Source organism: Duganella sp. S19_KUP01_CR8, assembly GCF_036688705.1.
In the GTDB taxonomy this organism is placed as follows: domain Bacteria; phylum Pseudomonadota; class Gammaproteobacteria; order Burkholderiales; family Burkholderiaceae_D; genus Rugamonas.
In genome coordinates this window covers 84,692-107,507 of record NZ_JAQQPR010000018.1, presented here as the reverse complement: position 1 = coordinate 107,507, position 22,816 = coordinate 84,692, and the positions used below count along the sequence as shown (strand labels likewise).

The following is a 22,816-nucleotide window of genomic DNA, read 5'->3' as shown; positions in this document are numbered from 1 at the left end:
GTTCCCGCCTGCGCGGGAACGACGCGGTATCAGGAGTAGTCCGCGTCCAGCTCGGAGCCGGCGTAGTTCTCCAGTTCCGCGAACAGCGTCTTCATCGCCGTGCGGCCCTTGATGTTCTGGATCACCGTGCAGCTGGTGCGATAGCTGGCGATGCGGTCCAGCAGCACCGGGTGATGCTGGACCGGCACCTTGGCCACCAGCGCGGCCCAGCCCTCTTCGTAATCCGGCTTGTTCTTGCGCACCGACTTGACGAAGCGTTCGAACTCCTTCTGTCCGGTGCGCGCCACCACGCGGCCGCCGCCTTCGATGGCGAAGATGATGGCCAGCGCGATCACGCCCTCGGCATTGAGGTCGGTATCGCTGACCGGGCCTTCGCTGTGGTGACGGCGCAGCCAGCCGGCCAGGCGCACCACGGCCTGCACTTCCTTGCGCTGCTGGTGCAGCACTTCGTAGCGCTCCATGCCGTTCCAGTTCTGGTTCGGATCGGTCTGGCACAGGTCGATGAACAGGTCGCGCAGGCGGCGCGCCGAATACACCGGATCGGTATCGTACTCGCCGACCAGCGAATCTTCCGGCAGGGCCGACAACTCCTTGATCAGGCGGAAGCCGATCTGGAACGCATGCTCGGCGCCGTGCTCGATCAGGAAGTCCAGCGCCGCGAGGTCGCCCTCGTGCATCAGCGCGTGGTCCAGCCCCAGCGACACGCCGCCCACCGTCAGCTGCAAGGCTTTCTGGATGCCGTCGGCGGTGCGGTCGTTGGTGAACTTCTCGGCCACCATGGCGGTGATGCCGGTCAGCTCATCGGCCAGCGCGTAGGCCGCCTCGTCGTCCGGGTGGGCCGCCAGTTGCTGGATGGCGCGGGTCAGGCGCGGTAAATTTTCTACGACAATTGCTGGCAGCATGTATCAGATATCCATCACGAGAAAATGCCGGTGCCCAGGCTGCGGCGCGAACCAGGCTTGGCGGCGCTGCGCGTGGACGGTACCTGCTTGCGCAAGCGGTACAGCAATTCCTTGGTGGAGCGCTGCAGGAAGTTAGGCTCGTCGTCCGGGTCGTCGGAAAATTCGGCGTCGGCCAGGTCGGCGCTGTGGCGGAACTCCGGGAACAGCTCGAACAGCGCGCGGTCCCAGCCGTCTTCCGAGGCTTGCGCCAGCAGGATGGCCAGCGGAACCACGTCGTTGTCGGACGAGGTCTGGCCGGTCAGGTACGGGCCCTTGGAGATGATCTCGCCGGCCACTTCCAGGATTTCCTTCGGCGCCATCGAGAACAGGATGGCGAACGCGGTCGAGCCGTGGTCGGTGGCCGAGGCCGCCGCCAGCAGTTCCTTGCGGCGCTCTTCGTCGTCGGTGGAGAACACCACGCCGTGGATGTGCGCGAACAGCGACTCGGCGATGCGCTCCGGATCGTCCTCGATCTGGTCGTCCGGCCAGGTCGCGGCGAAGAAGGCCAGGCTGTCGGCCCAGGCCTTGGGCGGCACCAGCAGGGTCGCCAGCGACATCTTGCCGCCGTCGAAGCCGGCCAGGTGCAGCGCCGTCACTTGCGGCGGGATGTTGTTGAGCACTTCCACCACCGCCAGGTCGCCGAACTGGTCGGCCGCGTCGGCGAAAGCTTGCTCGGCGTGGCCCAGCGAACCGGCCAGCACCAGCTCGGTCACTTGCTTGCTCAGCGCCGGCAGATTACTTTTTTCAGTCATGGTTACTCTCCATCCTGATCGAACATCTGGGCGAAGTCGTCGGTCGCCTGGTCTTCGTCGTTCACATCGTCGCCGTCGTCGTTGGCCGACAGCTGGTCCAGCGACTGGTCGTCGTCGTCCCACTTGCGCGGATTCTTGTACAGGAAGGCGGTGATGATGGCCTGGCGCGCCAGGTCCGGCAGGTTCTCTTCCAGCGCCGCGTACATGCGCGCCGCTTCCTCGCCCTTGCACGAGGCCATCGCGAACACGCGGCCGGCGTCGCCGAACTCGTAGTCTTCGGCCTCGGCCAGCAAGCCTTTCGGGTTGTTGAACTCCAGGTGGTCGACCAGCGCGAACGCCAGCATGTTGACGTCCTCGATGCCGCCGCCGCTGGCGTACTCGGAGACCAGCGCGGCTATCATGCGCTGGTAGTTCTTGCGGTCGGGAGGGTCGCCCAGGATGCCATCGATCTGGCCTTCGAGCTCGCGCGATTGATAGGCGAACTCAGGGTGTACTTTTCTAGACATTGCTTGCTTTCTGATGAATGTGGCCGGCTCAGGCCGGTGGCAGCACGGTGCCATGCAGGTTGAACACCGAACGCCACAACTGGTACGCTTCCGCTTCCGGGTCGATGATGATGCGATGGTTCACGCTCTGGTTGTATTCCTCGCGCTTGACCGGATCGGACAGGATTTCATAGGCCTTGGTGATGGCCTTGAAACGCGCCTCCGCGCCGGGCGCCTGGTTGCGGTCCGGGTGGAAGCGCATCGCCAGCGAGCGGTAAATCTTCTTGATCTCGTCGTCGGTGGCGTTAGGCGCGATACCCAGCGTGTTGTAATAATTTTCCATTTTGGAAACTCCGGGCCGTGATGCCGAACAATTAAAGACGAATTATACCCGTGTAGCCATTGCAATTTCCTCCGAGGGCCGCCGCAACGCAGCATTTCCGCCGCTGTCATAGAGGGGATACGGTAAAATGCCCTTCACTCGAACTTTTGCAAAGCCAACTTTTCAGATGAGCAACGACAAAAACAGCCCAACGCCCGTCCTGACCTCCAATTTCCTGCGCGCCATCGTCGAATCCGACCTGGCGGCCGGCACCCACGTGCGCGAGGGCATGCCGAGCGTGATCACCCGCTTCCCGCCCGAGCCGAACGGCTACCTGCACATCGGCCACGCCAAATCGATCTGCCTGAACTTCGGCCTGGCGCGCGACTACCAGGGCCGCTGCAACCTGCGCTTCGACGACACCAACCCGGCCAAGGAAGAGCAAGAATACGTCGACACCATCATCGACAGCGTCAAATGGCTGGGCTTTGACTACGACTACCCGGCCGCCAACGGCGGCGTCGAGCACCATCTGCACTACGCGTCCGACTACTTCGAGCAGCTGTATGCGATGGCCGAATACCTGATCGACAAAGGCTATGCCTACGTCGACAGCCAGTCGGCCGACGAGATGGCGGCCAACCGCGGCAATTTCAACACCCCGGGCAAGAATTCGCCGTTCCGCGACCGTCCGGCCGCCGAATCGCTGCAGATCTTCCGCGACATGAAGGCCGGCAAGTACGCCGACGGCCAGCACATCCTGCGCGCCAAGACCAGCGCCGACGCGATGTCGTCGCCCAACATGAACCTGCGCGACCCGGCCATCTACCGCATCCGCCACGCCCACCACGTGCGCACCGGCGACGCCTGGTGCATCTACCCGATGTACGACTACACGCACCCGATCTCGGACGCGCTGGAAAACATCACCCATTCGATCTGCACGCTGGAGTTCCAGGATCACCGCCCGTTCTACGACTGGCTGCTGGAAACCCTGTCGGCGGGCGGCTTCTTCAAGCTGCCGGTGCCGCGCCAGTACGAATTCTCGCGCCTGAACCTGACCTACGTGGTGACCTCCAAGCGCAAGCTGCGCCAGCTGGTCGAAGAGAACATCGTCGACGGCTGGGACGATCCGCGCATGCCAACCATCGTCGGCCTGCGCCGCCGCGGCTACACGCCGGAAGCGATCAAGCTGTTCTGCGAACGCATCGGCGTGACCAAGGCCGACGGCTGGATCGACATGAGCACGCTGGAAGGCTGCATCCGCGAAGACCTGGACCCGAAGGCGCCGCGCGCCACCGCCGTGCTGCGTCCGCTGAAGCTGATCATCGACAACTACCCTGAAGGCCTGAGCGAGGAATGCACGTCGCCGGTCCACCCGCACCACCCGGAAATGGGCGTGCGCACCTTCCCGATCACGCGCGAGCTGTGGATCGAGGAAGAGGACTTCATGGAAGTGCCTAGCAAAGGCTATTTCCGCTACGCGCCGCCGGTCGACGACAAGCCGGGCAGCCGCGTGCGCCTGCGCCACGGCTACGTGACCGAATGCACCGGCTACGACAAGGATGAAAACGGCAAAGTGGTCGCTGTCCATGTCAACTACTTCCCGGATTCGAAGTCGGGCACGCCGGGCTCGGACAACTACAAGGTCAAGGGCAATATCCACTGGGTTTCCGCCGCCACCGCGCTGGAAGCCGAAGTGCGCCTGTACGACCGCCTGTTCACCGACGCCAACCCGGACGCCGGCGGCAAGGACTTCATCTCGCTGCTGAACCCGAACGCCAAGGAAGTCATCACCGCCTACCTGGAGCCGGGCATCAGCGCGGCCCAGCCGGACCAGCGCTTCCAGTTCGAGCGCCACGGCTACTTCGTCGCCGACCGCGTCGACTCCACGCCAGGCAAGCCGGTGTTCAACCGCATCGTCACGCTGAAAGACAGCTGGGTCGCCAAGTAAGCGCGACTGATACGATAAGCTACAAGCACCGAGGCCGGCGCCCTTCTCATAGGAGGCGCCGGCCTTTCGCATGAGTGGTATTGGCAAGACGTCCAGGACAAGTAGCAAATTTGCAAATTTACTTGACTAGCATTGCCAAAGTTTCCTATATTCAGCCTACATCCGGTCCCAGGAGTTGCTTCTAGCATTCGATATGGCAGCGTTACTTGCGCAAAAACAACTATTCTCTCCGACCAAGCCGGTGTGGTGGGCTGGCGTCCTGCTGTCGCTGGGGATCGGTGCGCTGTTCTATGTGATGGTCTACAAAACCATCGAACACGATGCCGCCGGGCGCTTCACGCAGCAGGCCCGCAACGCCCAATATAACATCACCTCGCGCATCAACGCCTACACCGACGTGCTGCGCGGCACCGCCAGCTTCTTCGACGCCAGCGACCGCGTCGACCGCGCCAGCTTCCACCGCTACGTCAACGGACTGGACCTGGGACAGCAGTTCCCCGCGCTCGACAACATCAATTTCACGCAACACGTGACCGACGCCCAGCGCGACGCCTTCGAGCGCACCGCCGCCCGCAGCGGCGACGGCCAGCCGGACGGCTACCCGAACTTCACCATCAAACCCGCCGGCCGGCGCGCCGAGTATTCGGTGCTGACCATGATCGAACCGGTCGCCCCCTACCGCCACCGGCTCGGCCTCGACATCAGCGCCAGGGAGCAGGCCGCGCGCGCCATCGCACTGGCGCGCGACACCGGCAAGCTGATCTCCTCCGGCATGCCGATCGAAAACACCCGCAACTCCCAGGGCTGGTCGCTGGCGATGCGCCTGCCGCTCTACCGCAAGGACGTGCCGCTCAACGACGTGGCGCAGCGCCGGGCCGCCTATGTCGGCTCGGTGGGCATAGGCTTCAGCGTGCCGCGCCTGGTGCGCGCGGCCATGGACCAGATGCAGGTGCGCGAAGTGCACCTGATGTTGTACGACGATGGCAAGAACGCCGACGGCAGCGTCTCGCCGCTCACCCTGCTGTACGACAACAGCGCCAGCGCGCGGCGCCCGGCGCACCGCGACGAGCAGTTCGCCATCGTGCTGCCGCTGGACTTCAACGGCCGCCAGTGGTCGGCCCATTTCAGCGCCCCCAAGACGGTCTGGTACAGCCGCTTCGACGCCTTCCTGCCGTGGCTGGCCATGGCCAGCGGCTTCGTCGGCTCGCTGCTGTTCTACCTGCTGTTCCACACGCTGTCGTCGTCGCGCATGCGCGCCATCAAAATGGCCAAGGCCATGACCAAGGAGCTGCGCGACAGCCAGGCCAAGCTGCAACTGTCGCACCACAAGCTGCGCCAGCTGGCGGCCCACGCCGACCAGATCAAGGAACAGGAACGCAAGCGCATCGCCCGCGAAATCCATGACGACCTGGGCCAGAACCTGCTGGTGCTGCGCATCGAGGCCGACCTGCTGGCCTCGCGCACCCGGCAAAACCACCCGCGCCTGCATGCGCGCGCGCGCAGCACGCTGACCCAGATCGACAGCACCATCAAGAGCGTGCGCCACATCATCAACGACCTGCGGCCGACGGTGCTGGACCTGGGCTTGAACGCGGCGGTGGAATGGCAGATCGCCCAGTTCCGCCAGCGTTCCGGCATGGTCTGCGAACTGATCGAGCACCAGAGCGACATCCGCCTCGACGACCGCTGCGCCACCGCCTTCTTCCGCGTGCTGCAGGAATCGCTGAGCAACATCCTGCAGCACGCCCGCGCCAGCCTGGTGCGGGTCGAGCTGCGCCAGGCCGGCGGCATGCTCAGCATGACCATCAGCGACAACGGCGTCGGCATGCGCGAGAGCAGCCGCAACAAGGTCGGCTCCTTCGGCCTGGTCGGCATCGAAGAACGCATCAGCCTGCTCGGCGGCCATTGCGCCATCACCGGCGGCCACAATGCCGGCACCACGGTATCGATCTCGGTGCCGGTCGAGTACGTGCCGCCGCCATCGCTCGACGACCACCAGCTCACCACCCGCCTGGCCGCCGACGTCCCTGCCTGAGCGGCAGCGTCAGCGCATTCCCAATACCGTAGGACGTTCCTGATAAAGCTTGAGAAAAATCAAAGGCGCTTCGCTGGCGCTGGGCAAGAATTGCAATTGTTCTATTTTTTCAACCCGCCTCATCAACGCAAAAGGAAATGCCATGAACGTCATCAATGCCCTGGACCTGGAACCGATCAAAGTCAAGCTGATGCACAAAGAGTCTGGCGAAGGCTGGTCGCTGGAGCGCGCCAACGCCATCGAAACCGAGTACCGCCGGTTCCTGTTCCTGATGAAGCAGTTCCCGAATGAGCAGACCGCGCCGCTGGTCGACGTGGACACCTTCTGGCACTACCACATCCTGGACACGATGAAATACGCGGCCGACTGCGACGCCGTGTTCGGCCATTTCCTGCACCATTTCCCGTACATCGGCCTGCGCGGCGAGGACGACCTGGTGGCGCACGAACGCCTCGGCCATCGCATGCAGGAATTGTATGAGGCGACTTTCGGCGAGTCCTACCTGCGCGGCGCCGCGCATCAGGACGTGGCCTACTCGGCCGCCCCGGGCGCGACGGCTTACTCGGCCGCGCCGGGCGTTGCCGCCAACACCGCCTACTCGGCCGCCCCCGGCGTTGCCGCCAAGACCGCGTACTCGGCCGCTCCCGGCGTGGTCGCCCAGACCGCCTATTCGGCCAAGATCGCCTACTCCGCAGCCCCAGGCGTGACCGCCTACTCGGCGGCTCCGGGCAAGGTGGCGCAAGGCTTGCAAACGGCAGCCGACGCCGGCGCCATCATCGACCAGGCCCGCGTCGCCAGTTTCTACAGCGACCGTCCGCGCCTGGCGCCGTCGGCCTGAGCACTGGCGTTTGCGCCACACACGGCAACGCAAACAGGCGGGCTGCTCAAATAAGTGGCATACTCTGGGGATATTTATGGATGATGGGAGTTCATCATGGCTGTCAATACCGTAGCTTCCAGTACTGCCGCCGTACAAGCGACACCGCCCCGCCAGCCTGAGCCGGTGAAAGCGGTGGAAAAACCCGCCGAACGCGTCACGCCGCCGGCTCCGCCAGCGCCGCCGCAAGTGGCGGCCGCGCCGACCGTCAACACCAGCGGCCAGCGCATCGGCACCACCATCAGCACGTCGGCCTGAGCACCAGGCCGACGGCCAGACGAAGCAAGCCGCATAAGACAACGGCGCGTGACCGAGAGGTCCGCGCCGTTTTCTTTACGACTGGCCCGTCATCAGGCCGCCATCAATTCGCGCAGTTCGCGAATGCTGAAATCGCTGATCTCGTGCATGCGGATCAGGATGGTCGCGCCGATAGGCAGCGTGTTGTGGCGGATCTTGCTGATGACCGGTGGCGCTACTTCCAGCGCGCGCGACAGGGCCGCATCGTTTTTCAGTTGCAGTTTCTCGATGATGGCATCCAGCACGCGATTAGGGTTGTAGGTCGGCGATGCGGTGATTTCTTTGATAGACATAATGTTTTTTAAGTAGGTTCTGGCCGTCTTTAACAAAAAACGACACATGGGTAAAAAAAATTTTCAGCTCTATTACCAATGAAGCACTACAAAACACAGTCATTTGTGCCGGTTTTTAGTGCTTAGCCGAGATAATACACGTTTACGTTAACGAACGGCTAACTCATCAGACATTTCTGTGAGATTTAGAGAGATTTTACCCCTATTTCTTGTGCTAGGAAGATATTTGTTGCGAGAAAAGGTATAAATATTGGTAAAGTTAGTTGGATCGGCTGATGCCGGCGGCACGAAAACACCATTCAACGGCCATCAAAGCGGCCAGTTGGGCGATAGAGCCTGGGAAGAGAAGTGTGGAAGAACCGAGGAAATCGATGTCGTGGGAATTGTAGTACCAGCCCAGCTGGCGGCGGATCTCGTCCGGAGTAGGCGGAGGACGGCGGTCGCACTCACGCTGGTGCATATAGGCGCGAACCTGCTCCTTGCTGGGATGGGAAGTGGCTGTCATACCCATGGCTCCTTCGTGAGATGGCTAACAATATCGTATCATGTGCAGACTTGATTGATATAGCTCATACAAATTGCGTTGCCATTTTGGCACAAACCCCACGGAAACGACTTGCACTAGTGTAATTTCCGCCCCGTCTTTACTTGTTTTTACATACTCCCATGACCTACGAAGAATTTCTCGACGAAGTAACGACGCTGCTCCACGAAATCTATGACCTCGACGACGCCGCCGCCATCAAGCTGGTGGTCGACGCCCAGGACGCCGAATATTTCGTCGCCCACGATGACAATGAGGAAATGCGCACGCCGGAACAGGCCCGCAAGGACGCCGTCGCCCTGCACGAAGCCAAGCAGAACAAAGTGCAGACCCAGAAGAAGCAGCAACAGCGCGTGCAGCAGAAGAAGCGTCCGCCGCGCGCCTGATCAGCCCTTCAACATCTGCGCCACGGTGGCGTAGCGCAGCCGCACGCCCAGTTCGCGCTTGATGCGGCCATTGCTCAGCCGGCGCGACTCCGACATAAACGACAGCAAGGCCGGCGTCACCACCTTCTGCAACTCCGCGCGCACCAGGCGCGGCGGGCGCGGCAGCTGGAAGGCGTCCGCCACCGCATCGAAATACTCCGCCATCTTCATATCGCTATCGTCCACCGCGTGATACACCCGGTTGGGCAAGGCGCGGAACAGCGCGCGCGCGATGATGGCGGCCAGGTCGTCGGCGTGGATGTGGTTGGTGTACACATCCTCCGCCTCGACCAGCGCCGGCGTGCCGGCCTGCAAGCGCTTCAACGGCAGGCGCTCGGCGGCATAAATTCCCGGCACCCGCAGGATGGACAATTGCGCGCCGGCGCGCCGCGCCCAGCCCCGCAACACCTGCTCGGCGTCCACCCGGCGCAGGGCGCGGGCGTTGCGCGGCGCCACCGGACGGCTCTCGTCAAACAAGGCGCCGCCACAATCTCCGTAGACACCGGTGGTGCTGACATAAACCAGACGGGCGTGCTCAGGTAAAATGGCGGTCAGATTGCGCGTGCGGCGGTCCAGCGGCCCCTCGGCGGGCGGCGGCGCCAGATGCACGACATGGCTGGCCAGGCCGGCCAGGCGCCGCAAAGTGGCGGGCTGGTCCAGGTCGGCCACCAGCGGCACGGCGCCCAGCGCGCGCAATTCGGCGCAGCGCGACGGCTGGCTGGTGGTGGCGAACACGCGAAAATACGGACGCAACAGCGGCAGCAGCCGCATGCCGACGTCGCCGCAGCCCACGATCAACAGGCGCGGCAGCTTGAATTTTTGAATAGTAAGTTTTTTCATTGAAGGATTGTATGACGTTTCAAATTACTGTACAGCCTAGCGGCCATCAATTCAGCTGCGAGCAAGACGAAACCGTGCTGGCCGCGGCCATGCGCGCCGGCGTCGGCCTGCCCTACGGCTGCAAGAATGGCGCGTGCAGTTCCTGCAAAGGCAAGGTCATTTCCGGTTCGGTCACACACAAGGCCCACCAGGAGCGCGCGCTGACCAAGGACGAGGAAGCGGCCGGCCAGGCGCTGTTCTGCTGCGCCACCGCGCACAGCGACCTGGTGATCGAAGCCCGTGAAGTGGCCGGCAGCGACGACTATCCGATCCGCAAGATGCCGTCGCGCGTGGCGACGCTGGAAAAGCTGGCGCCGGACGTGATCGTCATGACCCTGCAACTGCCGGCCAACGAGACGCTGAAATTCCGCGCCGGCCAGTACATCGAATTCATGCTGCGCGACGGCAAGCGCCGCAGCTACAGCCTGGCTTCGCCGCCGGACCAGGACCAGCCGCTGAGCCTGCACATCCGCCACATGCCGGGCGGCCTGTTCACCGACCAGGTGTTCAGCACCCTGAAGGAACGCGACATCCTGCGCTTCGAAGGCCCGATGGGCACCTTCTTCGTGCGCGAGGACAGCGACAAGCCGATGGTGCTGCTGGCCTCCGGCACCGGCTTCGCGCCGATCAAGGCCATCATCGAGCACCTGCGCGCGCAGGATTCGCAACGTCCGATGACCTTGTACTGGGGCGGCCGCCGCCCGCAGGACCTGTACATGGATGCGCTGTGCCGCCAATGGGAAGCGATCCTGCCGAACTTCACCTACGTGCCGGTGATCTCGGCCGCGCAGGAGGAAGACCACTGGACCGGCCGCACCGGCTTCGTGCACGCCGCCGTCATGGCCGACCTGCCCGACCTGTCCGGCCATCAGGTGTATGCCTGCGGCGCGCCTATCGTGGTCGATTCCGCCAAGCGCGATTTCGTCGCGCAATGCCGTTTGCCGGAGGACGAATTCTACGCCGATGCCTTCACCACCGAAGCCGACATCCACAAGTCTTAAGCATCCATCCCACCGGGAGCAGACAGGGATGCGGAGTCCCAAGGCTCTGCTCCCTGAAAGCTCAAATGACCGCCAGCACCAGTACCAGTACCAGCTCCTCCAACGGCTTCAGCGTCCTGCGCCACCGTAACTTCGCCCTCTACCTTTCCGCCCGCACCCTCGCCACCCTGGCGGTCCAGATGCAAAACGTCGCCATCGGCTGGCAAGTCTATGCGATGACCCACAACCTGTTCGACCTCGGCCTGATCGGGCTGGCGCAGTTCGCGCCCTTCCTGCTGCTGATCCTGATCGCCGGCCACGCCGCCGACCGCTACGACCGCCGCAACCTGATCGCGCTGGCGCTGGGCGCGCAGCTGCTGTGCGGGCTGATGCTGCTGGGCTTCACCGTCGCCGGCCTGAGCGCCGTGTGGCCGGTGTTTGCCGTGCTGGTGCTGTTCGGCAGCGCGCGCGCCTTCATGGGGCCGGCCACGCAAGCCATCCTGGTCAACCTGGTGCCGGCCGAGAGCTTCAGCAAGGCCGTCGCGCTGAGCTCGTCGAGCTTCCACGTCGCCGTCATCCTCGGCCCCACCTTGGGCGGCCTGTTCTACCTGGCCGGGCCGAAAACGGTTTATACGATTTCCTCGGTGCTGCTGGTGGCCGCGGTGGTGATGATGTCGCTGGTCAAATCCGTCAAGCAGCCCAGCAACCGCGAACCGGCCACCTGGCACACCGTGCTGGAAGGGCTGCGCTTCGTCTGCTCCAAGCCGGTGGTGCTGGGGGCGATCTCGCTTGATCTGTTTGCCGTGCTGTTCGGCGGCGCCACCGCGCTGCTGCCGGCGCTGGCGCACGACGTGCTGCACGTCGGCCCGACCGGCCTCGGCATGCTGCGCACCGCGCCCGGCGCCGGCGCCGCCCTGTGCTCGATCGCGCTGGCCTTCTTCCCCATCACGCGCCGGGTCGGCCTGTGGATGCTGGGCGGCGTCGGCGTGTTCGGCGTCTGCACGCTGGTGCTGGGCGCCACCACCACCTTCGTCGTCGCGCTGGCGGCGCTGTTCCTGATGGGCGCCGGCGACATGATCAGCGTCTACGTGCGGCACCTGCTGGTGCAGTACGAAACGCCGGACGCGATCCGCGGCCGCGTCAGCGCGGTGAACTCGGTGTTCATCGGCGCCTCGAACGAGCTGGGCGAATTTGAATCCGGCCTGACCGCCGGCTGGATGGGCCTGACGCGCGCGGTGCTGTTCGGCGGCGCCGCCACGCTGGCCGTGACCGGCGCCTGGGCCGCGCTGTTCCCTGTACTGTCGCGCATGGACCGTTTCCCACACGAGGATAAACAATGAGCTTCCGCATCCCGCTGCCGGGCATCATCCACAGCCGCCCCCACCTGAGCCTGGCAGTCGCGCTGGGCGCCATCGTTGGGCCGCTGCTGCCGCAATCGTGGCCGCTGCTGGCGCGCCTGCTGACGGGCTGGAATATCGCCGTCTGGTCCTATCTGTTGACGATGGGCTGGATGATGGTGCGCGCCGACCAGCACGACATCAAGCGCGCCGCCTGCCGCCAGGACGAAAAGGGGCCGGTGATCCTGGCCACGCTGTCGGTGGCGATCATGATCAGCCTGGCGGCCATCGTTTCGCAACTGTCGGCGCTGAAGGACTTGAAGGCCACCGACATGGCATTGCACTACGGCTTCGTGGTGCTGACCTTGACCGGTTCGTGGTTCATGATAGGCGTGATGTTCTGCTCGCACTACGCGCATCTGTACTACATCAAGGATGACGGCGAACGGTTGCTGCAATTCCCCGACCAGGACCTGGTGCCCAACTACTGGGATTTCCTGTATTTCTCGCTCACGATCTCGGTGGCGCTACAGACCTCGGACGTGACCGTGCGCAGCCGCGCCATGCGTCAGGTGGTGCTGGGGCAGTCGGTGCTGTGCTTCTTCTACAACCTGGCGATCCTGGGGCTGTCGATCAACATTGCCGCTTCGCTCATCAATGCGTAGAAGACGTTTCAACATGAGTGTGGCTAGGCGCAGCGACGAAGACAGTGCGCCTGCACGGCAAGGAGCTGCAACGACGCCACGCTCATGTTGAAATGTCTTCTTAACGAGAACATAAGGAGAAAAGGAGTAATATTGAATTGCAGTTCAACAAACAGGAGCAAGCTTATGCAAATCAATATCAATGCCGACAAAACCATCGACCGCCACGCCGGTCTGGATGAACATGTACAAACGGTCGTGAGCAATGCCCTCCACCGCTTCGGCGAACAGATCACCCGCGTCGAAGTCCACCTGAGCGACAACCTGACGCAGAAATCGGCCGACGGCGATAACCGCTGCCTGATGGAAGCCCGCGTCACCGGGTATCAACCGATCGCCGTCAGCGATCACGCCGCCACGCTGCACCAGGCCATAGGCGGCTCGGCGGACAAACTCAAACGCGCCATCGACAGCGCCCTGGGCCGCCTGCATGACAAAGACAAGCGTCACGCCAACGGCGCCGTACCGGCCGATGCCGAAGCCGACGCAGACGACACCGAATAATTCTGATATGGGCGGAGCTAGCGCTGTGCTAGCTCCCGCAAATATCCCAGTCCTTGCAGCGACCTGCTGCCATACCAGGACATCATCTCCCCATCGACCAACAACACCGGCTTGCCGATCTGTTTTTCCAGCGCATCCGCATGGGCTTCCGTGAAGCGATACGGTTCGCTCGACAGCAACACCCCATCCACTTGAGCGATCAATTCCGACGACCATTCGAAGCGCGGATAACGCACCTCGCCCAGCTCCGGCACGCGCCAGCCGATTTCCTCCAGCATGCGCGCGATGTAGGTGTCCTGCGAGATCGTCATCCACGGGTCTTGCCAGATGCAGTACAACATCGTCTGCGGCCGGCCCGGCGGCATGGCGCGCAGCAACGCATATTCCGCCTCGAACGCCGCGCACCAGTCGGCCGCCGCCTGCTCGCGGCAGAACACGCCACCCATCAGGCGCGCCAGCTCCAGGTTGTCGCGCGGGCGCAGCGGATGCGTGACGACGATGTTCGGAATGAATTCCGCCAGCAATTCGACGGTCGGCTTTTCGTTCTCGTCGATATTCACCACCAGATGGGTCGGCGCCAGCTTGCGGATTTTGTCGATATTCACATCCTTGGTGCCGCCGACCTTGGGGATGGCTTGCACCACCGCGGCCGGATGGATGCAAAAGCCGGTGCGCCCCACCAATTGCCCGGCCAGCCCCAGGTCGCACAGCAGCTCGGTAATCGACGGCACCAGCGAGACGATGCGCGCGTTCGGATCGGCCTGATGCGTAGTGCCGATCGCGTCGGTATATTCCATGTTGTCATCCAATGTAAGCAATGCGACATTGAAGCATCTGCGGATACAACGTGCAACAACTGCGGGCATGAAATTTACACTGGATACAAGGCAGTTCAGCTATGATTACTGTGCTTGCCCATCAGCACCCTGAAAGACCATTTTGAAACAAATCAGCACATTCGGCGCCTCCCGCTACCAGATCAGCGACTTGCAGCTGCTGCGCAACGCCGATGACGACACCGCCATCGCCAAACTGCTGGCGCCCTGCCCCGTGATGCAACTGGAAGCCGGGCAGGCGGTCACCGATTCCAGCCGCGCCCGCCTCTACATCGTATTGAGCGGCGCACTGTCGGTCGCCACCGACACCCGCACCGGCATGGCCGACGGCACCGTCAGCAAGATACTGCCGGGCGAAAGCGTGGGCGAACAATCGGTATTGGACGAGGAAGCCAACCTGTCCAGCATCACCGCGCTGGAGCAGAGCGAAGTGCTGGTGATCGAGGCCGACATCGTCTGGAAGCTGATCGACGAATCGAATGTATTGGCGCGCAACCTGCTGCGGCTGCTGTCCTTCCGCATCCGCGCCGCCAACGCGCAGCTGCGCCGGCGCCAGAAGCTGGGCGAGTTCTACCGCCAGCTGTCGATGATAGACGGCCTGACGGGCCTGTACAACCGCGCCTGGCTCAACGACCTGCTGCCGACCATGATCGCCACCGCGCACGGCTCGCACGCGCCGCTGGCGCTGATCATGATCGACCTCGACCACTTCAAGCAATTCAACGACAGCCACGGCCACCTGGCCGGCGACCAGGCCTTGCGCACCGCCGCCCACGTGCTCAGCAGCGCGCTGCGGCCGACCGATTTCGCGGTCCGCTACGGTGGCGAGGAAATGATGGTGCTGTTGCCGGATACCAGCGACAAAGTCGCGGTGGCGGTAGCCGAGCGCCTGTGCGAGCGCATGCAGCAGGCGGTGGTGTTTGCCGACATGCGGGTGGCGCTGCCGCAGATCACGGCCTCATTCGGCGTGGCGACGCTGCAGGCCGGCCAGGACGACCATGCGCTGATCGCCGCCGCCGACGGCGCGCTCTACCGCGCCAAGGACCTGGGCCGCAACCGCGTGGCCCATCACGAAGCTACTGGCCTGGTCCAGCCTTGACCGGGGCTGTGTCAGCCGCTGCCGCCGGCTGCGCCTTGTGCGCGGCCGCGAAGTCGGCATAGCCCTTCTGCACCAGCTCGTAAGTCTTGTCGATATTGCTGGCCACGTCGCCGTTCAGCACCTTCAGCCCGTCCAGCACATCGCGCGCCTCCTTGAAGCCCTGCTCCACGCCCTTTTTCAGCGTATCCATGAACTTGTTGAGCACCGCATCCCCCTCCTCGCCGGGGTGTTGCTGCTTGAAGGCTTCATAAAACGCCGTCGACAGCGATACAATGCGGCTCGCGGTGCCTTCCGGCGTATTATCCTGCGATACGGCGTTCTGGATGGCGTTGTCGCCGAAATCGCCCTTGAGCGCCTCGTTGATGCCGGTCAGCGCCGTTTTCAGCACCACCGACAACGGATCGTTGGAGGAATTCAGCGATACCGTCAAGGAAGCTTGTACGATAGACACGTTAAGTTGCGCCTTGGCCTTGGCCAGGACGTTCACATTGCTATCGTCCTTGGCCTGGACCGGCGTCGCGGCTGTTGTACTGCCGGATGTTGCAGAGACGGGAGTGGCCATGATGTGGCTCCTGTTGGAATATCTTTTAATTATCGGCAGATTTACGAATAACTGTAGCCCCCTTGACCGCAACCATGACCACACAGACCTTTCTCTGGCACGACTACGAAACCTTTGGCGCCCAGGCGCGCCGCGACCGCCCGGCGCAATTCGCCGCGATCCGCACCGACGCCGACCTGAACGAGATCGGCGATCCCATCATGTTGTATTGCAAACCGGCCAACGATTTCCTGCCGGACCCGCAATCCTGCCTGATCACCGGCATCACGCCGCAGCAGTGCCTGGAATGGGGCGTGCCCGAGCACAAGTTCGCCGCCACCATCGAGCAAGCCTTCTCCAAGCCCGGCACCATCGGCGTCGGCTACAACACCATTCGCTTCGACGACGAGATCACCCGCTTCATGTTCTGGCGCAACCTGATCGACCCGTACGCGCGCGAATGGCAAAACCAGTGCGGCCGCTGGGACTTGCTGGACGTGGTGCGCATGACCTACGCGCTGCGCCCGGAAGGCATCGAATGGCCAATGCGCGAAGACGGCAAGCCCAGCTTCAAGCTGGAGCACCTGGCCAAGGCCAACGGCCTGCTGCACGAGGCGGCGCACGATGCCTTGTCCGACGTCCGCGCCACCATCGCGCTGGCGCGCCTGATCAAGCAGAAACAGCCGAAGCTGTTCGACTTCTGCCTGGCGCTGCACAAGAAAGACCGCGTCGCCGACGAGATCGGCATGCACCTGGCGCCGCAGCTGCGCGCGCCGTTCCTGCACGTGTCCGGCATGTTCCCGGCCGAGCGCGGCTGCATCGCGCTGGTGTGGCCGCTGGCCACGCACCCGACCAACAAGAACGAAGTGATCGTCTGGGATTGCACCTACGATCCGACCGAACTGTTCACGCTGGACGCCGACACCATCCGCACCCGCATCTTCAGCCGCGCCGATGCGCTGCCGGAAGGCATGACACGGCTGCCGGTCAAGAGCATCCACCTGAACAAGTCGCCGATGCTGGTGTCGAATCTGAAGACGCTGTCGCCGGCGATGGCGGCCAAATGGGGCATCGACCTGGAGCAAGGCAAGGCTTACGCCGCGCTGGCCGCGGCCGGCCGCAACATGGATGTGGAATGGGAGCAGGTTTTCCACCGCCCAGCCGGCGACGAACTGGATGTGGACGAGGATTTGTACAACGGCTTCGTCGGCAAGGACGACCGCCGCATGCTGGACTCGCTGCGCAAGGAAACGCCGGCCAAGCTGGCCACGGCATCGCCGTCGTTCAGCGATCCGCGCCTGCTGGAACTGCTGTTCCGCTACCGCGCGCGCAACTTCCCCGAGACCTTGTCCGAAGGCGAGATGGAGCATTGGGAGCAGCACCGCGCGGCGCGCTTCTACGAAGGCGCCGGCGGCGCGCGCAGCATCGACCAGTTCTTCGGCGAGATCGACCATCTGCAACAGGATGCCGATGAACGTGCCGAACACATACTGGCCGAGCTGTACGAGTACGTGGAGCTGATCGCTCCGGCGCACTAGGCGCAGTCTATCCGTCGTCCCCGCGCAAGCGGGGATCCATGCTGAGCGTGCATGGATTCCCGCCTGCGCGGGAATGACGTCAGGCGCGATGCTGGTTGATCGTGTCGCGCGTCTCCAGCGCCACGCGGCGCGCTGCGGCCGCGAAATCTTCAGCGCCCTGCGGCGCCGCGTACAGGATCGCGCGCGAGGAGTTGATCATCATGCCGGTGCCGTTGTAGGTCCGGCCCGACTTGACGGTCGCTTCGATATCGCCGCCCTGCGCGCCGATGCCCGGCACCAGCAACGGCATGTCGCCGACGATCGCCCGTACCTGCGCCAGTTCTTCCGGGAAGGTGGCGCCCACCACCAGCGCGCATTGGCCGTTGGCGTTCCACTTGTCCGCCACCAGGCGCGCCACGTGCTGATACAGCGGCTTGCCGTCGACGTTCAGGAACTGCAAGTCCGAACCGCCCGCGTTGGAAGTGCGGCACAGGATGATGACGCCGCGCTCGCTCCACTCCATGTAGGGCTCCACCGAATCCGAACCCATGTAGGGATTGACGGTCACCGCGTCGGCGCCGTAGCGGTCGAACGCTTCGCGCGCGTACTGGCGCGCGGTGGCGCCGATGTCGCCGCGCTTGGCGTCCAGGATCACCGGAATATGCGGATAATTGTCACGCACGTAGTGGCAGATTTTCTCCAGCTGGTCTTCCGCGCTCAGCGCCGCGAAGTAGGCGATCTGCGGCTTGAACGAGCACGCCAGGTCGGCGGTCGCGTCGATGATCTCGCGGCAGAAGTGGTAGATGCCTTGCGGGTCGTTCTGGAATTGGGCCGGCAGCTTGGCCATGTCCGGATCCAGGCCCACGCACAGCAGGGAGTCGTTGGCCGCCCAGGCGGCAGATAATTTATTGATAAAAGTCACGACGCACCCTTCGAATTTGTTGCAAACCCTCTATTGTAACGCCCCCACACCGGCCTGTTAAAATTTGGCCCTCATTCCTTAGAAAGCGAATTCCTATGAAACTCATGAATAAAGTCGCCATTGTGACCGGCGCCACCCAAGGCATAGGCTTGGCTTGCGCGCAGCGCCTGGTGGCCGAAGGCGCCAAGGTCATGCTGGTCGACATCAAGCCGGAAGGCGCCTCCGCCGCCGCCACGCTGGGCGAGCAGGCGCGCTTCTTCGCCGCCGACGTCAGCCAGAAATGCGATGTCGACGCCCTGGTGGCCGCCACCCTGGCCGAATTCGGCCGCATCGACATCCTGATCAACAACGCCGGCGTCACCCACGCCGCCGATTTCCTCGACCTGACCGAGGACGATTTCGACCGCGTGCTGCGCATCAACCTCAAATCCATGTTCCTGTGCGGCCAGGCGGTGGCGCGCGAGATGGCCAAGCAGCAGAGCGGCTGCATCATCAACATGTCCAGCGTGAACGCCGAACTGGCGATCCCGAACCAGGTGCCGTATGTGGTGTCCAAGGGTGCGATCAACCAGCTGACCAAGGTCATGTCGCTCAACCTGGTCACGCACGGCATCCGCGTCAACGGCATCGGCCCCGGCACCATCCTGACCGAGCTGGCCAAGCAGGCCGTGATGGCCAGCCCGGAAGCGCGCCACACCATCCTGTCGCGCACGCCGATGGGCCGCTGCGGCGAACCGGAGGAAGTGGCCTCGATCGCCGCCTTCCTGGCCAGCGACGACGCCAGCTACATGACCGGCCAGACGCTGTACGTGGACGGCGGCCGGCTGGCGCTGAACTACACGGTGCCGGTGAAATAAAGAGTTATACGCATTATTGATGTCTGGTATCTGAAACAACAATTAGACACATATCTTTGATGCCCCCATAATTACACCTGTCTCCACTATTCTCCTCCAAGAAAATAGTTTTAAGCCCGCTTTAACCAGCGGGCTTTTTTTTTGCCCATTGTCATTACAGCGTCATATTTATTCCCCATACTGGTCACATCTTCAGTACATGCAACCGATAGGCATGACGGAAGAAAGGTGCACCGGGCTTCTGGTGCACCACTCCCTCTTTTTTGCGCTGCATGGTATTGTCCGGGTCATGATCAAGCTACTCTTCCTGACCAGTTCCCACGCCCGACTACGCTACTGGACCGCCATCGTCCTGTACCTGCTGATCCTGATACTCGGCTCGCTGCCCGGCGCCCGCCAGGACATCGGCCAGGTGGCCTCGGGACTGATACTGCACTCCATCGCCTACGCCGGCCTGACCTTCCTGATTTTCACCGGCGGAACCGGCGGCTTGCGGCTACGCGCCGGCAAGGCTGTACTGACCATCGCCCTGATGGGCGCACTCGACGAATACGTGCAAAGCTTCTTCCCCTACCGTCATGGTGCCGTGTCCGACTGGCTGGTCGACTGCAACGCCGCCGTGCTGACGGCGCTCTTCATGTGGGCCCTGTGGACCCGCTATCGCATCCAGCCGTCAAACTGATACTTCCGGCGCGTTCTCCAGGCGCGCCCATCGCCAGCTCCACGTCCAAACGCATCTGCTGCAATTGCTCCGCCTTGGCCACGCGTACCAATTCGTGCAATGAGTGCGTTAATAAATGCCGGCTGCGAAGGTCCGGCGCGTTTCCACAAGTTGAATTAATTAAATCTTCGATAATAGTATCTGTCACGCGTGTCAACATATCGATGTCCTTTAAAGTGATACCCAACAATTATTGCGTGTGAGTAGCAGCGTTCAATTGATGTATATCAACCGCGACAGAATGTGGGGGAACAAAACCGAGCAAACGACCTCTGAATCAAAAGGCTGGCCTTTTTGATGATTCGACCGAGGGGAGAATGAAATGAATATGACAAAAAATTCTATCGTCGCGCTATTTATCCTGACGCTGGCAGCTTGCGCCTCAGAACGCAGCAGCGAACCCGGCGCGAGCAGCAGCACCGGCAGCTACCCGTCCGATGGCAGCAGCCCCAGCACCACCAGCACCACCACTAGCCAGAGCAGCACCACCGGCACCATGGCCAACAGCGGCAGCGGCATGAGCAGCAGCAGCCCCAGCGCCCAAACCTCCTACGGCGTGGTGCAGGCCATCGACCAGATGCAGCGACAGGATGTGGGCGTGGGCGCGGTGGGCGCCGCAGCGGCGGGCGGCAGCGTCGGCTTGCCGACCGACAAGGTCTACCGCGTCACCGTGCGCATGGACGACGGCAACAGCCAGATGGTGGTGGTCGACTCCATGCCCAGCTACAAGATCGGCGACCGAGTACGCTACAACAACGGCGCGTTGACCAATTACTAGTACAGCTGCTCGACCTGATAGCCGCGCTTCCTGAGCAGCTGCGGCAAGCCGTCGTCGCCCATCAGGTGCAGCAGGCCGACACCGACAAAAGCGGCCTGCTCCTGCATCATGATGCGCTCGATATTGTTGGCCATTTCGGGATTGCGCTTGCCCAGCAACACACGGTTCATGAAGCCGGCGGAGATCGTATCGCCGCTGGTGGCGGACTGCCATGCCGCGCGGATGCCGGGCGCGTCGGCGGCGTTCCAGGCGTCGATCAGCGCGGTGGATCGCTTCAGCGAGACGCCGTCGGCCAAGTCCGCCAGGTTCTCCAGCAGATACTGTTCTTGCTGGCGCTCATCCAGCGTATCGAACAGGCTCAGCTGATAATCGGCGCTTTCCAGCTCGCGCACCGCCTTGTCCTGGCTCTTGGCGGCCGCCAAGAGCGCGTACTCGACCGCCTGGCTGCGCTGGAAGCCATGCACCTCCATCTCGGCGCCGACCAGCAGGTTGGCCACCAGCCAGGGCTTGTAGTGCTGCACCGATTGCAGCGACAGGCCGGCCCGCGCCAGCGCCTGCACCGTCAGCCGCAAGGTGGCTGGCGACAAATGATTTTGCAATATATCACCGTCCAGGTAGCGGCCGTGGCGCGCCAGCGCCAGCTGGAACGGCGCATCCTGGCGGATATCGAGCTCTATCACCAGCGCCTTGGAATCGAGCAGCGCGCGCGACGCCACCGGGTCCAGCGGGTAAAAACCGTCCCTGCCGACATGGATGGTGCCGAACAAATAGCTGGTCTTGCCATCATGCGTAACCCGGTACAACTGGCCCCGGTGCACGACCGAACCCGGCTCGCTCAGCCCGGCGGCAAACAGCGCCTGGCAGCAAGCCAGCAGCAGCATCGTAAATAGAATGGCAATTTTCTTCGGCATGAGTTTTCCCCGCGATAGCAGGCATGCCATCGAAAGAATGAAAATGTAATAAGGGAGTAGTAATGCGATGCGCTTTACTGTTTCCTATGGTAAATCAGGAAAATACGCAGGGAGATATTTTTTTAAAACTTCCGGCCAAACTTCAGCGAAATAAACACACTAAATATCAGACGTTTAATAAAAATACTGTTTAAATGATTAGAAATTATTGATTTAATACGCCGAATACCCACACTCAACCCATGGGCTTCATTGATTATCGGCCAAACGGCCGGATATAGCCCCCATGATTCCATTTTCCATCCTCGACCTTTCCCCGATCGCCGAAGGCAGCACGCCCTCCGCATCGTTCCGCAACACGCTGGACCTGGCGCAGCACGGCGAACGCTGGGGCTACCAGCGCTACTGGCTGGCCGAGCACCACGGCATGCCCGGCATCGCCAGCGCCGCCACCGCCGTGGTCATGGCCCATGTGGCCGGCGGCACCTCGACCATCCGGGTCGGCGCCGGCGGCATCATGCTGCCCAACCACGCGCCGCTGGTGATCGCCGAGCAATTCGGCACGCTGGAGGCGCTGTTCCCCGGCCGTATCGACCTCGGCCTGGGCCGCGCGCCCGGCTCCGACCAGACCACCGCGCGCGCCCTGCGCCGCAACCTCGACAGCGACGCCGACGCCTTCCCGCAGGACGTGCTCGAACTACAAGATTACATGTCGGACACGCCGCGCCAGCGCGTGCTGGCCGTGCCCGGCAAAGGCGCCAAGGTGCCGCTGTGGATTTTGGGTTCCAGCACCTTCGGCGCACAGCTGGCCGCGCACATGGGCCTGCCGTTCGCCTTCGCCTCGCATTTCGCGCCGCAGATGATGATGCAGGCGATCTCGCTCTATCGCAGCAACTTCCAGCCGTCGGCGCAGCTGAGCAAGCCGCACGTCATGCTCGGCTTCAATGTGTTCGCCGCCGACAGCGACGAGGAGGCGCACTACCGCGCCACCTCGATGCAGCAAGCCTTCGTCAACCTGCGCAGCGGCCGTCCGGCGCGCCTGCCGCCACCGCAGGCCGGCTATCTGCAAGCGCTGGGGCCGCAGGAACGGGCGCTGCTCGATTCGGTGCTGTCCTGCTCGGCCATCGGCGCGCCGGACACGGTGCGCCGCCAGCTGCAGGAATTCATCGCCCGCACCGGCGCCGACGAGCTGATGATCACCTCGCAGATCTTCGACCACGCGCAGCGCCTGCGCTCCTACGAAATCACCGCCGAGGTGCGGCAGGAGCTGCTGCGCGCGCAAGCCGGCCTGTAGGAAAAACGACC

The 22,816-nt window shown here is 63.0% G+C and carries 26 protein-coding genes; 15 read left to right on the top strand and 11 right to left on the bottom strand.

The genetic code is table 11. The annotated features are described in order from the left end of the window. Positions 1-29 precede the first annotated feature (29 nt). From V6M89_RS18955 to V6M89_RS18940, 4 genes are read right to left on the bottom strand one after another with little or no spacing between them, the layout of a single operon-like run. A complete protein-coding gene (locus V6M89_RS18955) occupies positions 30-902 on the bottom strand; it encodes a hypothetical protein (protein ID WP_332854624.1) in 873 nt (290 codons plus the stop codon). Positions 903-916: 14 nt separating this feature from the next. Next, positions 917-1,693 carry a hypothetical protein gene (locus tag V6M89_RS18950; RefSeq protein ID WP_332854623.1) on the bottom strand — a complete coding sequence of 259 codons (777 nt, stop codon included), beginning with the start codon at positions 1,691-1,693 and terminating at the stop codon, positions 917-919. Between the two features lie 2 nt (positions 1,694-1,695). Then, positions 1,696-2,199 (bottom strand): hypothetical protein, encoded by a 504-nt coding sequence (locus V6M89_RS18945; RefSeq protein ID WP_332854622.1) that lies wholly within the window; start codon positions 2,197-2,199, stop codon positions 1,696-1,698. 28 nt (positions 2,200-2,227) lie between these two features. Next, positions 2,228-2,521, bottom strand: a complete 294-nt coding sequence (locus tag V6M89_RS18940) for a DnaJ domain-containing protein (protein ID WP_332854621.1) — start codon at positions 2,519-2,521, stop codon at positions 2,228-2,230. A gap of 166 nt (positions 2,522-2,687) precedes the next feature. Here V6M89_RS18940 and V6M89_RS18935 point away from each other — a divergent pair, with 166 nt between their 5' ends. From V6M89_RS18935 to V6M89_RS18920, 4 genes are all read left to right on the top strand, one after another. Further along, the gene (locus V6M89_RS18935) at positions 2,688-4,454 is read left to right on the top strand and encodes a glutamine--tRNA ligase/YqeY domain fusion protein (protein WP_332854620.1); all 1,767 of its coding nucleotides are present in this window, start codon (positions 2,688-2,690) and stop codon (positions 4,452-4,454) included. Between the two features lie 193 nt (positions 4,455-4,647). Further along, entirely contained in the window at positions 4,648-6,489 is a 1,842-nt protein-coding gene (locus V6M89_RS18930) for a CHASE domain-containing protein (RefSeq protein ID WP_332854619.1), read from the top strand. Between the two features lie 142 nt (positions 6,490-6,631). Beyond that, on the top strand, positions 6,632-7,327 hold the full coding sequence (locus V6M89_RS18925) for a glycine-rich domain-containing protein (RefSeq protein WP_332854618.1): 696 nt from the start codon (positions 6,632-6,634) through the stop codon (positions 7,325-7,327). A 96-nt stretch (positions 7,328-7,423) separates the two neighbouring features. Next, positions 7,424-7,624, top strand: a complete 201-nt coding sequence (locus V6M89_RS18920; RefSeq protein ID WP_332854617.1) for a hypothetical protein — start codon at positions 7,424-7,426, stop codon at positions 7,622-7,624. 92 nt (positions 7,625-7,716) lie between these two features. On the opposite strand, the gene V6M89_RS18915 is transcribed toward V6M89_RS18920, so the two are convergent. Both V6M89_RS18915 and V6M89_RS18910 read right to left on the bottom strand, forming a co-directional pair. Next, positions 7,717-7,956, bottom strand: coding sequence for a hypothetical protein (locus V6M89_RS18915; protein WP_008445950.1), 240 nt, complete (start codon positions 7,954-7,956; stop codon positions 7,717-7,719). Between the two features lie 259 nt (positions 7,957-8,215). Next, positions 8,216-8,461, bottom strand: coding sequence for a hypothetical protein (locus tag V6M89_RS18910; RefSeq protein WP_229211599.1), 246 nt, complete (start codon positions 8,459-8,461; stop codon positions 8,216-8,218). A gap of 161 nt (positions 8,462-8,622) precedes the next feature. Here V6M89_RS18910 and V6M89_RS18905 point away from each other — a divergent pair, with 161 nt between their 5' ends. Continuing rightward, complete coding sequence (locus V6M89_RS18905) at positions 8,623-8,886, top strand: hypothetical protein (protein ID WP_332854616.1); 264 nt, start codon at positions 8,623-8,625, stop codon at positions 8,884-8,886. Here the strand turns inward: V6M89_RS18905 and V6M89_RS18900 are convergent, their stop codons facing one another. After that, positions 8,887-9,765 carry an SDR family oxidoreductase gene (locus V6M89_RS18900; protein WP_332854615.1) on the bottom strand — a complete coding sequence of 293 codons (879 nt, stop codon included), beginning with the start codon at positions 9,763-9,765 and terminating at the stop codon, positions 8,887-8,889. An 11-nt stretch (positions 9,766-9,776) separates the two neighbouring features. Between V6M89_RS18900 and V6M89_RS18895 the strand changes: the two genes are divergently transcribed. From V6M89_RS18895 to V6M89_RS18880, 4 genes are all read left to right on the top strand, one after another. Next, positions 9,777-10,805 (top strand): CDP-6-deoxy-delta-3,4-glucoseen reductase, encoded by a 1,029-nt coding sequence (locus V6M89_RS18895; protein WP_332854614.1) that lies wholly within the window; start codon positions 9,777-9,779, stop codon positions 10,803-10,805. Between the two features lie 65 nt (positions 10,806-10,870). After that, positions 10,871-12,124, top strand: a complete 1,254-nt coding sequence (locus tag V6M89_RS18890) for an MFS transporter (protein WP_332854613.1) — start codon at positions 10,871-10,873, stop codon at positions 12,122-12,124. Next, complete coding sequence (locus V6M89_RS18885) at positions 12,121-12,786, top strand: DUF1345 domain-containing protein (protein WP_332854612.1); 666 nt, start codon at positions 12,121-12,123, stop codon at positions 12,784-12,786. Before V6M89_RS18890 ends, V6M89_RS18885 begins: the two co-directional genes overlap by 4 nt. 165 nt (positions 12,787-12,951) lie before the next feature. Further along, the gene (locus V6M89_RS18880; RefSeq protein WP_332854611.1) at positions 12,952-13,329 is read left to right on the top strand and encodes an HPF/RaiA family ribosome-associated protein; all 378 of its coding nucleotides are present in this window, start codon (positions 12,952-12,954) and stop codon (positions 13,327-13,329) included. Between the two features lie 17 nt (positions 13,330-13,346). Here the strand turns inward: V6M89_RS18880 and V6M89_RS18875 are convergent, their stop codons facing one another. Continuing rightward, entirely contained in the window at positions 13,347-14,126 is a 780-nt protein-coding gene (locus V6M89_RS18875) for a helical backbone metal receptor (RefSeq protein WP_332854610.1), read from the bottom strand. Positions 14,127-14,268: 142 nt separating this feature from the next. Here V6M89_RS18875 and V6M89_RS18870 point away from each other — a divergent pair, with 142 nt between their 5' ends. After that, entirely contained in the window at positions 14,269-15,264 is a 996-nt protein-coding gene (locus tag V6M89_RS18870) for a GGDEF domain-containing protein (RefSeq protein ID WP_332854609.1), read from the top strand. On the opposite strand, the gene V6M89_RS18865 is transcribed toward V6M89_RS18870, so the two are convergent. After that, complete coding sequence (locus tag V6M89_RS18865; protein ID WP_332854608.1) at positions 15,242-15,826, bottom strand: DUF5610 domain-containing protein; 585 nt, start codon at positions 15,824-15,826, stop codon at positions 15,242-15,244. The two genes, V6M89_RS18870 and V6M89_RS18865, sit on opposite strands and share 23 nt — an antisense overlap. A 74-nt stretch (positions 15,827-15,900) precedes the next feature. Between V6M89_RS18865 and sbcB the strand changes: the two genes are divergently transcribed. Beyond that, complete coding sequence (gene sbcB / locus V6M89_RS18860) at positions 15,901-17,343, top strand: exodeoxyribonuclease I (protein ID WP_332854607.1); 1,443 nt, start codon at positions 15,901-15,903, stop codon at positions 17,341-17,343. Positions 17,344-17,422: 79 nt separating this feature from the next. Here sbcB and pyrF read toward each other — a convergent pair whose 3' ends face one another. After that, on the bottom strand, positions 17,423-18,244 hold the full coding sequence (gene pyrF / locus V6M89_RS18855) for an orotidine-5'-phosphate decarboxylase (protein ID WP_332854606.1): 822 nt from the start codon (positions 18,242-18,244) through the stop codon (positions 17,423-17,425). A 95-nt stretch (positions 18,245-18,339) separates the two neighbouring features. On the opposite strand from pyrF, the gene V6M89_RS18850 reads away from it, so the two are divergent. The 3 genes from V6M89_RS18850 to V6M89_RS18840 all read left to right on the top strand — a co-directional run bounded on the left by V6M89_RS18850 (position 18,340) and on the right by V6M89_RS18840 (position 20,600). After that, positions 18,340-19,101, top strand: a complete 762-nt coding sequence (locus V6M89_RS18850; protein ID WP_332854605.1) for an SDR family NAD(P)-dependent oxidoreductase — start codon at positions 18,340-18,342, stop codon at positions 19,099-19,101. A gap of 289 nt (positions 19,102-19,390) precedes the next feature. Continuing rightward, positions 19,391-19,783, top strand: a complete 393-nt coding sequence (locus V6M89_RS18845; RefSeq protein WP_332854604.1) for a VanZ family protein — start codon at positions 19,391-19,393, stop codon at positions 19,781-19,783. A gap of 367 nt (positions 19,784-20,150) precedes the next feature. Next, positions 20,151-20,600, top strand: coding sequence for a hypothetical protein (locus V6M89_RS18840; protein ID WP_332854603.1), 450 nt, complete (start codon positions 20,151-20,153; stop codon positions 20,598-20,600). On the opposite strand, the gene V6M89_RS18835 is transcribed toward V6M89_RS18840, so the two are convergent. Beyond that, on the bottom strand, positions 20,597-21,511 hold the full coding sequence (locus tag V6M89_RS18835; RefSeq protein WP_332854602.1) for a TraB/GumN family protein: 915 nt from the start codon (positions 21,509-21,511) through the stop codon (positions 20,597-20,599). The genes V6M89_RS18840 and V6M89_RS18835 overlap by 4 nt on opposite strands. Positions 21,512-21,797: 286 nt before the next feature. Here V6M89_RS18835 and V6M89_RS18830 point away from each other — a divergent pair, with 286 nt between their 5' ends. Then, positions 21,798-22,805: an LLM class flavin-dependent oxidoreductase gene (locus V6M89_RS18830; RefSeq protein ID WP_332854601.1), complete on the top strand. Its 1,008-nt coding sequence runs from the start codon at positions 21,798-21,800 to the stop codon at positions 22,803-22,805. The last annotated feature ends 11 nt before the right edge of the window (positions 22,806-22,816 follow it).

Coding starts and splice junctions, on each gene's coding strand:
- V6M89_RS18955 (WP_332854624.1), bottom strand. CDS start 902: ATGCTGCCAGCAATTGTCGTAGAAAATTTACCGCGCCTGACCCGCGCC.
- V6M89_RS18950 (WP_332854623.1), bottom strand. CDS start 1,693: ATGACTGAAAAAAGTAATCTGCCGGCGCTGAGCAAGCAAGTGACCGAG.
- V6M89_RS18945 (WP_332854622.1), bottom strand. CDS start 2,199: ATGTCTAGAAAAGTACACCCTGAGTTCGCCTATCAATCGCGCGAGCTC.
- V6M89_RS18940 (WP_332854621.1), bottom strand. CDS start 2,521: ATGGAAAATTATTACAACACGCTGGGTATCGCGCCTAACGCCACCGAC.
- V6M89_RS18935 (WP_332854620.1), top strand. CDS start 2,688: ATGAGCAACGACAAAAACAGCCCAACGCCCGTCCTGACCTCCAATTTC.
- V6M89_RS18930 (WP_332854619.1), top strand. CDS start 4,648: ATGGCAGCGTTACTTGCGCAAAAACAACTATTCTCTCCGACCAAGCCG.
- V6M89_RS18925 (WP_332854618.1), top strand. CDS start 6,632: ATGAACGTCATCAATGCCCTGGACCTGGAACCGATCAAAGTCAAGCTG.
- V6M89_RS18920 (WP_332854617.1), top strand. CDS start 7,424: ATGGCTGTCAATACCGTAGCTTCCAGTACTGCCGCCGTACAAGCGACA.
- V6M89_RS18915 (WP_008445950.1), bottom strand. CDS start 7,956: ATGTCTATCAAAGAAATCACCGCATCGCCGACCTACAACCCTAATCGC.
- V6M89_RS18910 (WP_229211599.1), bottom strand. CDS start 8,461: ATGACAGCCACTTCCCATCCCAGCAAGGAGCAGGTTCGCGCCTATATG.
- V6M89_RS18905 (WP_332854616.1), top strand. CDS start 8,623: ATGACCTACGAAGAATTTCTCGACGAAGTAACGACGCTGCTCCACGAA.
- V6M89_RS18900 (WP_332854615.1), bottom strand. CDS start 9,765: ATGAAAAAACTTACTATTCAAAAATTCAAGCTGCCGCGCCTGTTGATC.
- V6M89_RS18895 (WP_332854614.1), top strand. CDS start 9,777: ATGACGTTTCAAATTACTGTACAGCCTAGCGGCCATCAATTCAGCTGC.
- V6M89_RS18890 (WP_332854613.1), top strand. CDS start 10,871: ATGACCGCCAGCACCAGTACCAGTACCAGCTCCTCCAACGGCTTCAGC.
- V6M89_RS18885 (WP_332854612.1), top strand. CDS start 12,121: ATGAGCTTCCGCATCCCGCTGCCGGGCATCATCCACAGCCGCCCCCAC.
- V6M89_RS18880 (WP_332854611.1), top strand. CDS start 12,952: ATGCAAATCAATATCAATGCCGACAAAACCATCGACCGCCACGCCGGT.
- V6M89_RS18875 (WP_332854610.1), bottom strand. CDS start 14,126: ATGGAATATACCGACGCGATCGGCACTACGCATCAGGCCGATCCGAAC.
- V6M89_RS18865 (WP_332854608.1), bottom strand. CDS start 15,826: ATGGCCACTCCCGTCTCTGCAACATCCGGCAGTACAACAGCCGCGACG.
- sbcB (WP_332854607.1), top strand. CDS start 15,901: ATGACCACACAGACCTTTCTCTGGCACGACTACGAAACCTTTGGCGCC.
- V6M89_RS18850 (WP_332854605.1), top strand. CDS start 18,340: ATGAAACTCATGAATAAAGTCGCCATTGTGACCGGCGCCACCCAAGGC.
- V6M89_RS18845 (WP_332854604.1), top strand. CDS start 19,391: ATGATCAAGCTACTCTTCCTGACCAGTTCCCACGCCCGACTACGCTAC.
- V6M89_RS18840 (WP_332854603.1), top strand. CDS start 20,151: ATGACAAAAAATTCTATCGTCGCGCTATTTATCCTGACGCTGGCAGCT.
- V6M89_RS18835 (WP_332854602.1), bottom strand. CDS start 21,511: ATGCCGAAGAAAATTGCCATTCTATTTACGATGCTGCTGCTGGCTTGC.
- V6M89_RS18830 (WP_332854601.1), top strand. CDS start 21,798: ATGATTCCATTTTCCATCCTCGACCTTTCCCCGATCGCCGAAGGCAGC.